General features: G+C 36.7%; 14 protein-coding genes, 1 pseudogene and 1 other annotated feature. Of the genes and pseudogenes, 10 read left to right on the top strand and 5 right to left on the bottom strand.

The window, feature by feature from the left end:
- Positions 1-14: 14 nt before the first annotated feature.
- The 4 genes from uvrC (at position 15) to KQI94_RS01780 (ending at position 4,479) form a co-directional block, all read left to right on the top strand.
- Complete coding sequence (uvrC, locus tag KQI94_RS01795) at positions 15-1,811, top strand: excinuclease ABC subunit UvrC (protein WP_002366633.1); 1,797 nt, start codon at positions 15-17, stop codon at positions 1,809-1,811.
- A gap of 151 nt (positions 1,812-1,962) precedes the next feature.
- Positions 1,963-2,220, top strand: coding sequence for a DUF3884 family protein (locus tag KQI94_RS01790; protein WP_002369461.1), 258 nt, complete (start codon positions 1,963-1,965; stop codon positions 2,218-2,220).
- A 104-nt stretch (positions 2,221-2,324) separates the two neighbouring features.
- A complete protein-coding gene (locus tag KQI94_RS01785; RefSeq protein WP_002357699.1) occupies positions 2,325-3,224 on the top strand; it encodes an ABC transporter ATP-binding protein in 900 nt (299 codons plus the stop codon).
- Positions 3,217-4,479 (top strand): ABC transporter permease, encoded by a 1,263-nt coding sequence (locus tag KQI94_RS01780; protein ID WP_002369459.1) that lies wholly within the window; start codon positions 3,217-3,219, stop codon positions 4,477-4,479. Before KQI94_RS01785 ends, KQI94_RS01780 begins: the two co-directional genes overlap by 8 nt.
- A 35-nt stretch (positions 4,480-4,514) precedes the next feature.
- On the opposite strand, the gene KQI94_RS01775 is transcribed toward KQI94_RS01780, so the two are convergent.
- Positions 4,515-5,513: a LacI family DNA-binding transcriptional regulator gene (locus tag KQI94_RS01775; RefSeq protein ID WP_002357697.1), complete on the bottom strand. Its 999-nt coding sequence runs from the start codon at positions 5,511-5,513 to the stop codon at positions 4,515-4,517.
- A gap of 141 nt (positions 5,514-5,654) precedes the next feature.
- Here KQI94_RS01775 and KQI94_RS01770 point away from each other — a divergent pair, with 141 nt between their 5' ends.
- A complete protein-coding gene (locus KQI94_RS01770; RefSeq protein ID WP_002357694.1) occupies positions 5,655-7,049 on the top strand; it encodes a 6-phospho-beta-glucosidase in 1,395 nt (464 codons plus the stop codon).
- Between the two features lie 25 nt (positions 7,050-7,074).
- Here KQI94_RS01770 and KQI94_RS01765 read toward each other — a convergent pair whose 3' ends face one another.
- The gene (locus KQI94_RS01765) at positions 7,075-7,581 is read right to left on the bottom strand and encodes a hypothetical protein (RefSeq protein ID WP_002357693.1); all 507 of its coding nucleotides are present in this window, start codon (positions 7,579-7,581) and stop codon (positions 7,075-7,077) included.
- A 9-nt stretch (positions 7,582-7,590) separates the two neighbouring features.
- Here KQI94_RS01765 and KQI94_RS01760 point away from each other — a divergent pair.
- Positions 7,591-8,259: pseudogene (locus KQI94_RS01760) on the top strand (ATP-binding cassette domain-containing protein); the annotation flags it as partial.
- Between the two features lie 40 nt (positions 8,260-8,299).
- Here the strand turns inward: KQI94_RS01760 and KQI94_RS01755 are convergent.
- On the bottom strand, positions 8,300-9,586 hold the full coding sequence (locus KQI94_RS01755) for an NAD(P)/FAD-dependent oxidoreductase (protein WP_216454307.1): 1,287 nt from the start codon (positions 9,584-9,586) through the stop codon (positions 8,300-8,302).
- A 137-nt stretch (positions 9,587-9,723) separates the two neighbouring features.
- Here KQI94_RS01755 and gdhA point away from each other — a divergent pair, with 137 nt between their 5' ends.
- Both gdhA and KQI94_RS01745 read left to right on the top strand, forming a co-directional pair.
- Positions 9,724-11,070, top strand: a complete 1,347-nt coding sequence (gene gdhA, locus KQI94_RS01750; RefSeq protein WP_002369453.1) for an NADP-specific glutamate dehydrogenase — start codon at positions 9,724-9,726, stop codon at positions 11,068-11,070.
- Between the two features lie 181 nt (positions 11,071-11,251).
- Positions 11,252-12,601: a glucose-6-phosphate isomerase gene (locus tag KQI94_RS01745; RefSeq protein ID WP_002369451.1), complete on the top strand. Its 1,350-nt coding sequence runs from the start codon at positions 11,252-11,254 to the stop codon at positions 12,599-12,601.
- Between the two features lie 65 nt (positions 12,602-12,666).
- Here the strand turns inward: KQI94_RS01745 and KQI94_RS01740 are convergent, their stop codons facing one another.
- The gene (locus KQI94_RS01740; RefSeq protein WP_002357684.1) at positions 12,667-12,846 is read right to left on the bottom strand and encodes a hypothetical protein; all 180 of its coding nucleotides are present in this window, start codon (positions 12,844-12,846) and stop codon (positions 12,667-12,669) included.
- 58 nt (positions 12,847-12,904) lie between these two features.
- Positions 12,905-13,348, bottom strand: a complete 444-nt coding sequence (gene nrdI, locus KQI94_RS01735) for a class Ib ribonucleoside-diphosphate reductase assembly flavoprotein NrdI (RefSeq protein WP_002390609.1) — start codon at positions 13,346-13,348, stop codon at positions 12,905-12,907.
- A 208-nt stretch (positions 13,349-13,556) separates the two neighbouring features.
- Positions 13,557-13,604, top strand: a sequence feature (sodium ion sensor (DUF1646 type); this cis-regulatory element may regulate processes involved in with the transportation of sodium ions).
- Between the two features lie 116 nt (positions 13,605-13,720).
- On the opposite strand from nrdI, the gene KQI94_RS01730 reads away from it, so the two are divergent.
- Together KQI94_RS01730 and KQI94_RS01725 are read left to right on the top strand one after the other, a co-directional pair.
- Complete coding sequence (locus KQI94_RS01730; RefSeq protein WP_002381927.1) at positions 13,721-14,044, top strand: V-type ATPase subunit F; 324 nt, start codon at positions 13,721-13,723, stop codon at positions 14,042-14,044.
- On the top strand, positions 14,034-16,013 hold the full coding sequence (locus KQI94_RS01725; RefSeq protein WP_002369449.1) for a V-type ATP synthase subunit I: 1,980 nt from the start codon (positions 14,034-14,036) through the stop codon (positions 16,011-16,013). Before KQI94_RS01730 ends, KQI94_RS01725 begins: the two co-directional genes overlap by 11 nt.
- The last annotated feature ends 1 nt before the right edge of the window (position 16,014 follow it).

Below are 16,014 nucleotides of genomic sequence, written 5' to 3'. Positions count from 1 at the left end.
AAAGGAAGTATCGTATGAACGAACGAATAAAAAATAAATTAGCACTGCTTCCTGATCAACCTGGTTGTTATTTAATGAAAGATAAAAACGGCACGATTATCTATGTTGGGAAAGCCAAAATTTTGAAAAACCGTGTCCGGTCTTATTTTCGTGGTAGCCATGATACTAAGACAGAACGATTAGTCAGTGAAATCGATGATTTTGAATATATTGTGACAGAATCGAATATTGAAGCACTTTTATTAGAAATTAATTTAATCCATAAAAATAATCCCAAATATAACATCATGTTAAAAGACGATAAAACCTATCCTTTTATCAAAATCACAAACGAAAAATATCCTCGTTTAATGATTACTCGAAAGGTTTTAAAAGATAAAGCGTTATATTTCGGGCCATATCCAGATGTAAATGCAGCGAATGAAACAAAGAAACTGTTAGATCGGCTTTTTCCTTTGCGAAAATGTAATCCATCGCAAAAAACACCTTGTTTGTATTATCATTTAGGACAATGTCTGTGTCCCTATGCTTTTGATGTGGATCCGCAAGTCTACAAAGATATGGTGGAAGAGATTAAAGGGTTTCTCTCTGGTGGACATACAGAAATTCAGGACCGCTTACAAGAAAAAATGGCTTATGCAGCAGCACATATGGAATTTGAAAAAGCTGCAGAATTTCGCGATCAAATTAAAGCGATTGAAACAGTTATGACCCGCCAAAAAATGACGAATGTAGATTTAATTGATCGTGATGTGTTTGGTTATGCTGTTGATAAAGGCTGGATGTGTGTCCAAGTATTCTTTGTCAGACAAGGAAAATTAATCGAACGTGATGTATCGATTTTTCCATTTTATGATGATGCCAGTGAAGCATTTTTAACTTTTATTGGACAATTTTATCAAGAGAATGAGCATTTTGTGCCAAAAGAAGTCTTGATTCCTGATGACATTGATAAAGAAAGCGTTGAAGCTTTATTAGCTACGAAAATCTTGCAGCCGCAACGGGGAGAAAAGAAAAAACTGGTTAAATTAGCCAGTAAAAATGCTGCAGTTGCTCTAAATGAAAAATTCGATTTGATTGTACGGAAACAAGAACGAACAATTGGCGCAGTTGAAAAATTAGGCAATGCGATGAACATACCTGCGCCCATTCGAATTGAAGCATTTGATAATTCAAATATTATGGGAACCAACCCTGTTTCTGCGATGGTTGTGTTTATTGACGGACGGCCAGCTAAAAATGAGTATCGAAAATATAAAATAAAAACTGTGCAAGGTCCTGATGATTACGCTTCTATGAGAGAAGTCATTTATCGCAGATATTCACGAGTTTTAAAAGAAGGCTTGCCTTTTCCTGATTTAATTTTAATCGATGGTGGTAAAGGCCAAGTCGATGTTGCTAAAGATGTGTTAGCCAATCAACTAGGAGTCGATATTCCTGTAGCTGGATTAGCCAAGAACGACAAGCACAAAACGAGTGAACTTTTATTTGGTCCAAACTTAGAAGTTGTACCATTGGAAAGAAACTCACAAGAATTTTTCTTGTTGCAACGAATCCAAGATGAAGTCCATCGTTTCGCCATCACATTCCATCGTCAATTACGTAGTAAAAATAGTTTTGCTTCCAAATTAGATAACATTGAAGGCTTGGGACCGAAACGCAAAAAAAATCTTTTAAAAGAATTTAAATCGCTTAAAAATATTACGGCAGCCAGTGTTGAAGAATTAAGAAAAGCTGGGTTACCTGAAACTGTCGCAAAGAATGTGTATCGTCATTTACACCAAGAAACAACCTCTGAGATAGAAAAATAAATGAAAATGAACCAGACCAATTAGGTGCTTTTCCTAATTTGTCTGGTTTTTTTATTCAATTTTTTCATGAAAAGTTGAACTCTCAAGAAAATATGATAACGATTTCTTTCGTGATATACTAAAACTAACTTAAAAGAGAGGACGTCTGATCATGAAAATACTAACACCCGTTTATCAAATAAAATTTAAAAAAGTACCAAATCAATTACTGATTGATGAGCGTTTGATGAATGAATTGGGTACGTGGTTGAATCGTACAGGTCGAATTTGGGCCTGTCAATCATCAAAATCGGCAAAGGAATTTAAAAATACATTTTATGAAAGCACAGGCTTGACCGCAAATGAAGTGCATATTTCTGCCGAGACGGATGGCCTTTTTCGTTTAGCAGAAAATAAAGCGTCTGATTAAAGTGCAACATCTTTCCATAACAATTGTCATTGACAAGCCAACACAGGAAAGATACGATATGAGTAACTAAACAGCGGTTTAGAAAAAGTGAAGGGGGCGTTTATGTGTTAGAGGTAAAAGAGTTAGTCAAAACCTTTGGGGATTTTAAAGCAGTTGATCATGTATCCTTTACGATACCGGACGGGAAAATTTTAGGATTAATTGGCCAAAATGGTGCCGGGAAAACAACTACGTTTCGCTTGATTTTAAATTTTTTAACACAAGATAGCGGGTCAGTTTTATGGAATGGTCAACCATTAAACGAAAAAGAGTACAATATTATTGGTTATTTACCAGAAGAACGGGGTTTATATCCTAAAATTACGATTGAAGACCAACTAATTTATTTCGCTTCGTTGCGGGGAAAAACTAAAAAAGAAATTGAACCTAAAATTGACTTTTGGATGGAAAAATTTCAAGTTAAAGGCAAAAAAACGGATAAAGTTAAATCTTTATCAAAAGGAAATCAACAAAAAGTTCAATTGATTGCGACACTTATTCATGAACCGAAGTTAATTATTTTAGACGAACCATTCAGTGGCTTGGATCCAGTTAATGCAGAATTATTAAAAGACGGCATTATTGAATTGAAAAATCAAGGTTCTTGTGTCATTTTTTCCAGTCATAATATGGACAATGTGGAGAAAATCTGTGACCATTTAGTCATGTTAAAAAATGGACGCATGGTTTTAGATGGTCAGGTTCATGAAATTCGACAACAATTTGGTCGAACAAAATTATTCTTAGAATCACCGTTATCTGTTGAGGAAGTTGCTGCTACAGCAGGTGTGAAAGAAGCACACTTGCGACAAGATGGCGTCTTAGAAGCAACATTAGAAAACGCTGAAGTGGGCAAAGTGTTGTTTGATAAAGCGACAGCCAACGGCTACATTCCAATGTTTAATCAACAACCACCAACATTGGAAGAAATTTTCAAAATGAAAGTAGGTGGGCAAGATGAGTAAATTTTGGATTATTGCGACTGATGTCTATAAGAAAAATGTGAAGTCGCTGTCTTTCTTAATCATGATTTTAGCGCCATTTCTTCTTGTAGGAATTGTTTACTTAGCGGGCTCTCTAGCTAGCGGTTTTTCAGGAGATACTACCATTGGTCTGGTTTCGGAAAATCAAGCGCTCGTTAAAGAGTTGACAAAGAATAAAACAGAGGACTTTTCTTTCAAAGCTGTTTCTTCTGAGAAAAAGGCCCAAGAACAATTAAAAGACGAGAAAATTGATGCCTATTTACTTTTGGACACTACAGATAATCAGATTTCTGGTCAGCTTTACTCTGAACGCTCTTTAGGAAATGCAACCGAGATGCTAATTCCTCAAATGTTAAACCAATTACAAACAATGGCGAATGCCAATCGTTTAAACCTAACAGCTGAGCAAGTTGCCATGTTGAATCAACAAGCAACATTTAAAAAAGCCAAAATTAGTTTTGATGAAAATGGCAAAATAAAAACAGGAGAAGATAACACAGGGATTCAAATGGCGTTAGCAATGGGGATAACAATTTTGTTATTTGTCTTCATCAGCAGTTATTCTTCAATTATTGCCCAAGAGATTGCTTCTGAAAAAGGCACTAGAATCATGGAAGTTATTCTCTCTAGTACAAAAGCGCAAACCCATTTTTATGGCAAATTAACTGGGGTTATTCTAGTAGCTTTAACACAAATTTTCATTTACGGAGTGGCGTTTGTTCTCGGCTATTCTCAATTGAAAAATCTTGATTTTATGAAAAGTCTATTAAGTGGTATTTCACCACAAAGTATTTTTTCATCAACCTTTATTTTTACATTAGGCTTTTTCATTATTGGTATTCTCGTTTTTGCTGTTTTGGCAGCACTTTGTGGTTCTCTTGTTTCCAAACCAGAGGATACAGCAAAAGCAGTTCAGCCCATCATGTATATTGGTTTAATCGGTTATATGATTGGCATTACGTTTGGGACGAATGATCCACAAAATATCGTGGTGAAAGCGACTTCCTTTATTCCGCTGATTTCGTCATACATTATGCCAGTACGCTTGGCGACCGAAACGGCATCAACAATGGAAGCAATTGTCTCATTAGTGATTTTGGCAGTCTTTGGAATTATTTTAACAATCTTCTCTGCTCGTTTATACAAATCAAACGTTCTTGTATACAGCGAAGGCGGCATGATTCAATCCTTAAAACAGTCAATTTCTATTTTAAAAAATGAACAAAAGCATAAATAATTTTTGTTTAACTCTAAAAGGACCCGGTAAATCAGTCAAAGTGACTGATCTGCCGGGTCTTTTTTAGGCACCGTTCGTCGTTCAACTAGACGAACGGTTAATTTTTTTTCAGGAATCTTCGTCTGATTTAATTGGTTGTATAGGTAAATAAATGAGTTTTCGGCTTGATACTGAATGGCATAATCAACAGTCGTAATATGCATCAACTCACTGACATAACTATTATCAAAGCCAATGACAGCGACATCGCGAGGAACGGCATAATTTAGATTTTCAAGTTCTGAAATAAACTCAGCTGCTACGTGATCATTATAAAAGGCCAAAGCTTCTGGCTTGTCGGTTAATTGTTGCCAGTAATGGGCAATTTTGCGACCAGAATGGTTAGTATACTGATCATTAATCAGCCACTCAGCTTGCCAAGGCGCCTGAGTGTTTTCATAAAAATCTTTCATTGCACGTTTTCGTGCGTGCGTGTTTAAATTTTCGGGATTACCGAGGACATGACCAATTTTTTGGTATCCTTGTTGTTGTAAATATTCTAAGGAACGATAATAACCAGAGTAATGATCAATGTAGGAAGAGTATATATTAGGTGAATCGATACGATGCCAGGTTGCTAAAGGACCATACGCGCTGTAAGGCTCAATCACCGACCATTCATTTGTTCGTGTCAATAAAAACAAGCCATCTAATTGTTTGTATTTTAATTGGTTCAAGGCATCAATTTCTTTCTGCTGATCGCCATCTGTAAAAAATAAGGTTACGGAATAATTGTATTTTTTGGCAATTGAAATAAAGCGATTCAAAAAAATACCTAAGGAACCTAAATAGCTAGGGGCTAAAAAGCCAATGGTTTTTGTGGCACCTGCTCGTAAATTCCGCGCCACATAATTCGGGGTATAATTTAATTCTTTCATTGCTTTGAGAATTTTTTCTTGACTATCGGCACTCACATATCCTTTTCCAGAAATTAAGCGAGAAACAGTCGATTTCGAGACACCGGCAACTTTTGCTACATCAATGATAGACGTCATTTTTTACCTCCAAAGTGGAATGTATTCTTATAAGAAGTATAGCATACATTTTTTTGAAAATAGTGCTTGACATGGGAACATTCCCATAATTTATCCTAAAGATGTAAACGATAACAATTTAATCAAGGAGGAAGAAGACGGATGACAAGAGGAGCATTAAAAATTGCAACAATTGGTGGCGGTTCTAGTTATACACCTGAATTAATTGAAGGATACATTAAAAGAAAAGATGAACTGCCAATTAAGGAAATTTGGTTAGTCGATATTGAAGCTGGTAAAGAAAAATTGGAAATCGTAGGTGCAATGGCGAAGCGCATGATTAAAGCTGCTGGTTTAGATTGGGAAGTTCATTTAACATTGGACCGTGAAGCAGCCTTAAAAGGGGCGGATTTTGTTTCAACACAGTTCCGTGTAGGATTATTAGATGCTCGCATTAAAGATGAACGGATTCCTTTGTCCCATGGAGTATTAGGCCAAGAAACAAATGGCGCGGGAGGAATGTTTAAAGCATTTCGAACAATTCCTGTCATTTTAGCTATTATTGACGATATGAAACGTCTTTGCCCAGATGCTTGGTTAGTGAATTTTACTAATCCAGCTGGAATGGTTACGGAAGCTGCAATTAAACATGGCGGTTGGAAAAAAACAGTTGGCTTATGTAATGTGCCGATTGGTCATAGAAAACAAGCGGCCGAAATGCTGGGAATTCCAGAAGAAGACTTATTCTTTAAATTTGCTGGAATTAATCATTTCCATTGGCACCGCGTTTGGGACAAAGAAGGACAAGAGCGAACACAAGAACTCATTGATTTAATTTACGGACCTAAGCAAGAGCAAGAAAGTCATTTGAAAAATATTTTTGATGCGCCGTTCCATTATGAACAGTTAAAAGATTTAGGAATGTTACCATGTGGTTATCATCGCTATTATTATATTGAAGATGAGATGTTGAAGCATTCCATCGAAGAGTATGAACGGGGCGAAACAAGAGCACAAGTGGTTAAAGAAACGGAAGGTCGTCTGTTTGAATTGTATAAAGATCCCAAACTAGATTACAAACCAAAAGAATTAGAAGAACGGGGCGGCACACACTATAGCGATGCAGCTTGTGAAATGATTGCATCAATTTATAATGATAAACGAACGGATATGGTTGTTTCTACTGAAAATAATGGGACAATTACTGATTTACCGTATGATTGTGTTGTAGAAGTATCTGGACCTGTGACAGCTCATGGCCATGAACCTTACAACTGGGGGGCCTTTCCGCCAGCAGCAAGAGGAATTATTCAAAATATGAAAGCTATGGAAGAAACGGTTATTCGAGCAGCCATCAATGGTGATTACGGCGCAGCATTGCATGCTTTCACTATTAATCCATTAGTTCCTGGCGGCGTTATGGCGAAGACCTTGTTGGACGAATTATTAATTGCCCACAAAGCGCATTTACCGAATTTTGCAGATGCGATTAATAAAATTGAAGAAACACAACCAGAAACAGTCACATATGTGGCCGAATTAATGAAAAGTAATTAAAAAGTATCGCACGCTAAAGATTCGTTTAGTGTGCGATACTTTTTTTAGAATAGGAAGCAAAGGATTCCGTTTTTTTCTTGACAGTAAAATGATAGGTTTGTTGCCGGAACAGCCATTGAATACCAGAGTAAATTAAAATTTCAGCAATAATAAATGTCGAAAGTTTCTGTGCGGAAAGGAATAATAGCGTTAAAATTAAAAATAAGACGACACAGGTATAAAAAACGTGTTGCAATTTTTTAGAATTGATAATCGTGATTTCTTTGGTATCTTCAGTAACTTCAATGCGCCGATAAAATTGGAACCAGCCTTCATAGAACGTTAAAACATCCCCAGGATCAGCCTCAATTTCAATAGGTACATTAGTAAAAAGTTTCCCTTGATGCACACCATTTTTATAAAATGTAAAATAGCGTAACGCGCCCCAAGCTGATGTTTTTCGTGTCAATGTAATCTTCATGGTTTTCACCTCCGTCTTTATTTTGCCATAGTTTCGGTAAAATTGTATCCTACTAAAGTCCGATTCTCTCATTTTAGGGGCAGAATTGACAGATTACCCGATGTTGCGCAAGCAAAACAAGAGCGAAAAATTATTTTTCCTACTAATAATCAGTTCTCTTTATACAATCCATATCCAATTAGAATTGAAAATTTAACTTTCGCTTATGAGAATCGAACAATTCTTAACCAAGTGAACGTTCAAATTCCTTTAAACGAAAAAATAGCACTTTGTGGAAAAAATGGTGCTGGGAAGAGTACTTTTCTTCAACAAATTGAAGCCCGTCACCCAGCCATTTACTTTTCTCCCAAAGTCCGGTTAGGAACGTATCATCAATTAGATTATCGATTAAAAAATGATGAACCACTGTTGACTTATTTATTGAAGCGGACAAATTATTCTGAAAAGATTGTGCGTTCACTTTTATATCGGCTAGGTTTTCAACAAGAAAATTTACAGACAAAGATATCTTCTCTAAGTGGTGGCGAAGCCATAAAAATTACTTTGGCGCAATTGTTTATAGAACCAAATAATATCATCTTATTGGATGAACCCACCAATTTTCTTGATTTAGAGACAATCCAAGCACTTGAAGAATTTATAAGTGCCTATCAAGGAACAGTAATTTTCACTTCGCATGATGAAACGTTTGTGGAAAAAGTAGCCACCCGCACTATTTATTTAGAAAACGGGAAAATTATTGATAAATAAAAAAAGTAAACAAAAAGTCGCTAAAATAGCGACTTTTTGTTTAGACTTCTTCAATTGGTAAATAGGTGTATTCTGCAATTTCTGCGGCATGGGAGCCAGCAACATGTCCAGTGACAAACGCAGCTGTAACATTGTAGCCTCCAGTATAGCCATTAATATCTAAAAGTTCACCAGCAAAAAATAAACCATTGACTAATTTGCTCTCCATTGATTTAGGGGTCACTTCTTTGAGGGAAATCCCACCGCCTGTGACAAAAGATTTTTCCAAAGGCAATGTTTTCGTAACAGTGAACTGAAAGTCTTTCAGTAGTTCCACAAAGGAAAGACGTTGCTTTTCTGTTAGTTGTTTGGCAGGCACTTCTTCAATTGCTAGTTTCTCTAGATAAAAAGTAAGCAGCCGTTCTGGTATTAAAGAATGAAAGGCATTTTTTGCCACTTTATTTGGCTGTTCCTCAATCATGTAATCAACGTTTTTCAGCACTTCTTCAAAAGATTTTGTCGGAAACACATCCAAGGCTACCGTGACAGGTTGATTACCGTTGCGAGTTAATTCTTGGTTAATAAAACTAGAACAGCGGAGCGCGGCAGGTCCTGAAATGCCAAAATGTGTAAACAGCATATCCATTTGATGATTAACTAAAGGTTTTCCTTTTTGGTTCAAAACAGTTAAATTAACATCTTGTAAAGAGAGACCTTGCAACGTTTTATCAAGGATAAAAGGTTCTTCAGAAATAATAGGCGATTCGGTAGGGTAGAGTGGGCTGATGGTATGCCCCATTTTTTTGGCTAGTTTATAGCCATCACCAGTTGCTCCTGTGGAAGGATAAGTGCGGCCGCCAGTTGTTAATACAACACACGGTGCATAAATTTTTTCCAGTTCGGTTTCAACGCCAATTATTTGATCGTCTTTTCGTAGTAATTTTATGACCTGTGTTTTTGTAAAAACAGTGACTCCTAATTCGTTAATGCGGTTAAATAGCGCATCAACAATTGACTTCGATTTATCTGTGACAGGGAACATGCGTCCGTGATCTTCTTCTTTTAAGTGAATACCATTGGATTCAAAAAAGTTCATGATATCATAGTTATCAAATTGTGAAAATGCGCTGTATAAAAATTTTCCATTTCCAGGAATAAATGAAATGATTTCTTCTGCGGGCCGATTATTAGTTACATTACAGCGGCCGCCACCAGTCATTAATAATTTTTTCCCAACACGGCGATTTTTTTCAATTAATAATACTTGAGCGCCTGCTTCGGCGGCCGCAATCGTGGCCATCATACCACTTGTCCCAGCGCCGACAATAATTACATCAAATTTCTTCATAGTTCTCCTCCAATTCAATAGGTAGTGTACCATAATTACGGGATTTTTTCTGGATTTAAGGAAAAAATAAACGTTTGACTATGGTAATTTTTGAATTTTCAGTTAAAATAAGCCTATAACAATGAGAGGATGATTAAATGGACGCAAAACAATATGTTAAAAATATTCAAGAAAAGATTCACCAATTAGACCAAGGTCAAACAGAATATTTACAAGCAGTCGATGAGTTTTTACCAACCGTAGAAGGTTTTTTAGAAAAAAATCCTCAATACATTGAAGCAAATGTTTTAGGTGTCTTGATTGAACCTGAACGTATTTTTCAATTTCGTGTGCCGTGGCAAGATGACCAGGGCAATTGGCATGTGAACAGAGGCTATCGTGTCCAATATAATTCAGCGATTGGACCATACAAAGGTGGTTTGCGGTTTCATCCAAGTGTGAATTTAAGTGTGATGAAGTTTTTGGCCTTTGAACAAATTTTTAAAAATAGTTTAACTGGTTTGCCAATCGGTGGCGGCAAAGGCGGTAGTGATTTTGATCCAAAAGGCAAGTCAGATGCTGAAGTGATGCGCTTTTGTCAAAGTTTCATGACCGAACTTCAAAAACATATTGGTCCAAGTACAGATGTTCCAGCAGGCGATATTGGCGTAGGCGCTCGTGAAATTGGTTATTTGTTTGGCATGTATAAACGCTTGCGCAACTATGATGCAGGAGTGTTGACTGGCAAACCTTTAGGATACTGGGGAAGCCAAGCAAGAACAGAAGCGACGGGTTATGGAACGGTTTATTTTGTTAAACATTTATTAGCAGATAAAAACGATACGTTTGAAGGCAAAAAAGTCGCTGTTTCTGGTAGTGGGAATGTCGCAATTTATGCCATGGAAAAAGCAACTGAGCTAGGCGCCACAGTAATCACATGTTCCGATTCGTCTGGTTTTGTCTATGATCCAGAAGGAATTGATGTGTCGTTAGTAAAAGAACTAAAAGAAAAAAATCGTGAACGCATTTCAAAATATGTTGAAATACGTAAAGGCGCAACTTATTATGATAAAGAATCTGTTTGGGATTTCGAAACAGCGTATGACATTGCGTTACCATGTGCAACACAAAATGAAATCAACGAAAAGCAAGCCGCTATTTTAGTGAAAAACGGAGTGAAAGTCGTGGCAGAAGGCGCAAATATGCCTTGTACACTAGAAGCAGTCGCCGTTTTTGCTAAATCAGCTGTAATTTATTGTCCAGGCAAAGCCGCTAATGCAGGTGGTGTTGCGGTTTCTGCATTAGAGATGAGCCAAAATGCTGAACGTTTAGCTTGGTCCTTTGAAAAAGTTGACGGTATGCTAGATCAAATTATGCAAAACATTTATGAGACTTGTCGTGATACAGCTAACGAATATCAGGCACGAGATAACTTTGTTTTAGGTGCGAATATTGCTGGCTTTGAAAAAGTAGCGGCAGCGATGCTGAGTCAAGGACTCGTTTAATAACAAAAAATGCTAGGATTTCCTAGCATTTTTTCTTGGTTTGTTTGATTAAGAGAATAAATATCTCTAATTAAATAGTTAAAATTAAACAATTGGTCTATCCAAAAGAATTTGCTTGAAAAAATGTCTAAAAACACGTAAAGTATACATGTAGTAAGTTTACTTTCGAGGAGGAAAAGGAATGTCACACATTCAATTAGATTATTCCAAATTAGCACCATTTGTTGCTGACCATGAATTGGAATACATGCAAACACAAGTCACTGCAGTGGACAAAGCATTACGTGAAGGTACAGGAGCTGGTAATGATTTTACTGGCTGGATTGATTTACCAGAAAACTATGACAAAGAAGAATTCGCGCGCATTAAAAAAGCAGCAGCAAAAATTCAATCTGACTCTGAGGTATTAGTAGTCATTGGTATCGGTGGTTCATATTTAGGTGCCCGTGCAGCAATTGAATTTTTGACACATTCATTTAATAATCTATTATCAAAAGAAGAACGAAAAGCGCCACAAATCTTCTTTGCTGGAAATAGCATCAGCTCAACTTATTTAGCTGATTTAATCAATGTGATTGGTGATCGTGATTTTTCTGTCAACGTTATTTCAAAATCTGGAACGACGACAGAACCAGCGATTGCTTTCCGCGTCTTTAAAGAGTTATTAATTAATAAATATGGCAAAGAAGAAGCCAATAAACGTATTTATGCGACAACTGACCGTTCTAAAGGAGCAGTAAAAGTTGAAGCTGATGCGGAAGGTTGGGAAACATTTGTGATTCCTGATGATGTGGGCGGCCGTTTCACTGTTTTAACGCCAGTAGGTCTTTTACCAATCGCTGTTAGCGGCGCGGATATCGATCGTTTAATGGAAGGTGCAAATGATGCACGTAAAGAATACGGCGCAACGAGCGACTTAAAAGAAAACCAAGCCTATCAGTATGCTGCGTTACGTAACATTTTATATCGTAAAGGCAAAACAACTGAAATGTTAATTAACTATGAGCCTGGCATGCACTATTTCTCTGAATGGTGGAAACAATTATATGGTGAATCAGAAGGAAAAGATGGCAAAGGTATTTTCCCAGCAGCCGCAGACTTTTCAACTGACTTACATTCCATGGGTCAATATGTTCAAGAAGGTATGCGTAACTTATTTGAAACAGTGGTTAAAATTGAAAATCCACGCCATAGCATTTCAATTCCAGAACAAAATGAAGATCTAGATGGCTTAGGCTATTTACAAGGAAAAGAAATTGACTTCGTCAATACAAAAGCGTTCGAAGGTACGTTGCTTGCTCACACAGATGGTGGTGTGCCAAACATGATCGTTAAAGTGCCAACAATGGATGCTTATTCATTAGGTTATGTTATGTACTTCTTCGAAATTGCGGTGGGCATCTCAGGTTACTTAAATGGGGTTAATCCATTTGACCAACCAGGTGTTGAAGCTTACAAACGCAACATGTTCGCTTTATTAGGTAAACCAGGATTTGAAGAATTAGCAAAAGACTTAAATGCACGTCTATAATTTGTAAATAACAGAAGAAAAGAGCCAGAAACACTTACGTTTCTGGCTCTTTTCTTCTGTTTAAATTATTTTTCCAATGGTTCGTTCCATTTTTTAGGACTCCAAATGGTTCCTTCCAATGCAACTTGAAGACTTTCATTATCATCTTCTAATTGTTCAATATATTTGATGGTTTCCTCGATAATAAAAGAGTTGGGTTCTTCGCTGATTGACTGAAGTTGTTCTGCTAACCATGTATTTCTCATTTTTCTTCACCTCAAAATGTAGTCTATCATAGGTGAGCTTTTTAGTAATGAAACTTGCTTATTGGTTTTTCATTAAAGTAGCATAAATTCGTTCAATATCCGCTTGGGTACCTCTTAATTCATAGTCAGCTAAGAAGGGGAAGTTAAATTGTTCCGCATACTGTTTAGCTGTCAGGCAGTATTGGTGGTTAAAGTTTTTATTGCCGCTGCCCACCACGCCAGAGCAATAACGATAATTATTTTCAAAAGCAAGATATTCTCGCATGACTTCTGTTAAAATTTCGGTATTGCCGTTGTTGATGCCATCGCCACCATCTAAATAGGTAGGCACAAAGGTAAAAAATGGTTCTGTTTCTACTTCTAACGGAGAATTTTCCGAAATTTCTTTGAAAGTAATCGTAGGATTTTTTTCGTTGTGCTGATGTTGCTCTTCAGCATAAGTTGTTAAACGTTGAACAAATGAGCGTGTATTACCAGAGATTGAAATATATCGTATATTCATCAGAGATCCCTCCAAATAAATTTAATTGTTTACGTAAGTATAGCACATCTATGTGAAAAAAATTCAAGATCAATAATTATAAAGCGAAAAAAATAATGCCTTTTTATTACCTATTATAAAAGTGAAAATTTGTTATTTTAATTCATTTGGGTAAGTATTGAATTTTGCGAAAAACTTTGCTAAGATGGTAGAGTATTGAATAAAGAATGGTTGGGCGAAAGCTTCAAGGATTCAGTTCTTCAAGGGGTGAGAAGAACAATTTTTGAGTTTGCGCCTTTTTGCATACCTAAAACAAAAGGGCTGAGCGTATCTCTATTTCGCTAGTCCTTTTTCTTATATGCTAAAGGTGTAAAAACTAAGGAGGTGGAGACAATGGTACAAGAAGTACTAGAGCAAATCAAGGCAGCGGAAGATGCGGTGGAAGAGCATCGGCAACAAGCTAAGATGAATTGTCGTTTATATGAAGAACAGAAGCAAGAACGTTTAGCTGAACTACGTCAAGAGAGTGAAGAAGCTGTTGAAAAAGTGCTGACGGATTCACTAGCAACGCAAGAAAAGATGTTACAACTTGAAAAAGAACAACTTTTAGATGAAACAAAGCGCACTGAACAAGCGCTTCACGAACGTTACGAAGCGAACAAAGAACAAGTCATTGATTCAATTATTGAGAGGGTGAAAGACGTTTATGGCAGTTAGTAAAATGGAAAAAATGACAATAATTGCCGCTGCCGAAAAAGAAGCAGCAATTCTACAAGCCATTCAAGGCTTGCAAATTGTCGAAGTAAAACGGATTTTTCATTCGCCTGAAGAAGAACAAGCCTTAAAGAGTCAATATTCTTTTTTACAAGCAGAACAGTCAACTGAACAGCTACGTAAATATGAAACGATGCTACAACAATTGCAAGAGCTTCTTTTATTTTTGACACGCTCTTCAGGAAAAGGGTTAAAGATAAAAAGAAAAGTCTATACTTTGGAAGAGTTGGAACAAACCTTTGATGAAGAAACATTACAAAGCTATTTGACGGAATTAAAGAATATTCAAGAATCTTTGAAACAAATTCAAACGGATCGTCAAGGATTAGAAACCGAAGAAGAATTATTAGGCCGCTGGCAATATCTGGATGTTCTACCGCACAAACAGCAGTTAAAAAGTAGTTATGTCGTTCATGGTTCGATAAATCTAGCCAATAAAGCCAGTTTCTTGAGCGCTTTGTCTCAATGGCCAACGGTTTATTTTGAAGAAATTTATCAAAGTATGCATCATAGTTACTTTACACTCGTTTACCTGAAGGAACATCAGCAGAGTGTAACCGAGTTATTAAACCAATATAGTTTTGAACCACTCCAATACCGTTATGATGTTCCGCCTAAAGAGGCATATCAACAAGTCAAAGAACGATATGAAATTTTACAAAAAGAAGAAAAAGTCTTAAAGCAACAACTGGCTTCTTATCATGATTTTTATGAAACGTTTTGCTTGGCTGAAGAAGTCTTATTGGCGGTTATCCAAAGAGAACAAGCACGTCAACATTTGTTAAATGCTTCATCATTTTTCATCTTGCAAACGTGGATTCCAGTCGAAGAAAAAGCCGATATTTTGACAGCGATTGAAGAAAAAGTTCCTAAGGACGAAATAGCTCTTACTTTTGAAAATCCTACGAAGGCGGAAATTGAGACGGATATACCAGTTAAACTAGCGAATAATAAATTGGTGCAGCCGTTTGAAATGTTAACAGAGATGTATAGCTTACCAAAATATGAAGAAGTTGATCCGACACCTGCGATGATGCCGTTTTATCTAGTCTTTTTTGGCATGATGGTAGCGGATATTGGCTATGGCTTACTGATGCTACTCTTGTCTATTATTGCTCTGAAAGCATTTGTTTTACCGAGAGGCATGAAACGTTTTGCCGACTTTTTCTTGATTTTATCATTTCCAACAATTATTTGGGGCTTCATTTACGGTTCGTTTTTCGGTGCAGCATTACCGCCAACAATGTTTGGAATCAAATCACCATTTCCGATTTTATCAACGACCGAAGATGTAAATACGATTCTTATTTTATCGGTTATTTTTGGGTTTATCCAATTGGTTGTCGGTTTAATGATTAATGGGATTCAGTTATCAAAACAAAAGCGCTATTTAGATAGTATTAACGAAAGTTACGCTTGGTTAGGGATTTTGTTTGGTTTAGCATTGTTAGTCGTTGGTAAATTAGTGGTTAAAAATGAAGGCTTATTTACAGCAGGTGCGATTTTAGCAAGCCTTTCTGCCATTGCAATTATTGTGATTCCAATGATTCAATCGAAGGCCAAATTAAAAGGCTTAGCCAAAGGACTGTATGGACTATACGGTGTGACAGGTTATGTCGGTGATTTAGTTAGTTATACACGTTTGATGGCGTTAGGAATTGCTGGGGGAAGTATTGCTTCAGCGTTTAATATGCTCGTAGAGTTCATGCCGCCAGTTGCCCGTTTTAGCGTGGGCATCTTGCTGTTAATTGTTTTACATGCGTTAAACATATTCTTATCGTTATTAGGTGCGTATGTTCATGGCGCACGTTTGCAATATGTTGAGTTCTTTGGAAAATTTTACACAGGCGGTGGCCGGGCGTTTAATCCGCTAAAAACAAAAGAAAAGTATGTCAATGTTGAGAAAAAATAGA

The organism is Enterococcus sp. S183_ASV_20, assembly GCF_018919685.1.
In the GTDB taxonomy this organism is placed as follows: domain Bacteria; phylum Bacillota; class Bacilli; order Lactobacillales; family Enterococcaceae; genus Enterococcus; species Enterococcus faecalis.
Note: the sequence above shows the minus strand (reverse complement) of the source record. Positions and strands in the feature narration are given on the sequence as shown.

Coding starts and splice junctions, on each gene's coding strand:
- nrdI (WP_002390609.1), bottom strand. CDS start 13,348: ATGAATATACGATATATTTCAATCTCTGGTAATACACGCTCATTTGTT.
- KQI94_RS01775 (WP_002357697.1), bottom strand. CDS start 5,513: ATGACGTCTATCATTGATGTAGCAAAAGTTGCCGGTGTCTCGAAATCG.
- KQI94_RS01780 (WP_002369459.1), top strand. CDS start 3,217: ATGAGTAAATTTTGGATTATTGCGACTGATGTCTATAAGAAAAATGTG.
- KQI94_RS01725 (WP_002369449.1), top strand. CDS start 14,034: ATGGCAGTTAGTAAAATGGAAAAAATGACAATAATTGCCGCTGCCGAA.
- gdhA (WP_002369453.1), top strand. CDS start 9,724: ATGGACGCAAAACAATATGTTAAAAATATTCAAGAAAAGATTCACCAA.
- KQI94_RS01745 (WP_002369451.1), top strand. CDS start 11,252: ATGTCACACATTCAATTAGATTATTCCAAATTAGCACCATTTGTTGCT.
- uvrC (WP_002366633.1), top strand. CDS start 15: ATGAACGAACGAATAAAAAATAAATTAGCACTGCTTCCTGATCAACCT.
- KQI94_RS01755 (WP_216454307.1), bottom strand. CDS start 9,586: ATGAAGAAATTTGATGTAATTATTGTCGGCGCTGGGACAAGTGGTATG.
- KQI94_RS01790 (WP_002369461.1), top strand. CDS start 1,963: ATGAAAATACTAACACCCGTTTATCAAATAAAATTTAAAAAAGTACCA.
- KQI94_RS01765 (WP_002357693.1), bottom strand. CDS start 7,581: ATGAGAGAATCGGACTTTAGTAGGATACAATTTTACCGAAACTATGGC.
- KQI94_RS01740 (WP_002357684.1), bottom strand. CDS start 12,846: ATGAGAAATACATGGTTAGCAGAACAACTTCAGTCAATCAGCGAAGAA.
- KQI94_RS01770 (WP_002357694.1), top strand. CDS start 5,655: ATGACAAGAGGAGCATTAAAAATTGCAACAATTGGTGGCGGTTCTAGT.
- KQI94_RS01730 (WP_002381927.1), top strand. CDS start 13,721: ATGGTACAAGAAGTACTAGAGCAAATCAAGGCAGCGGAAGATGCGGTG.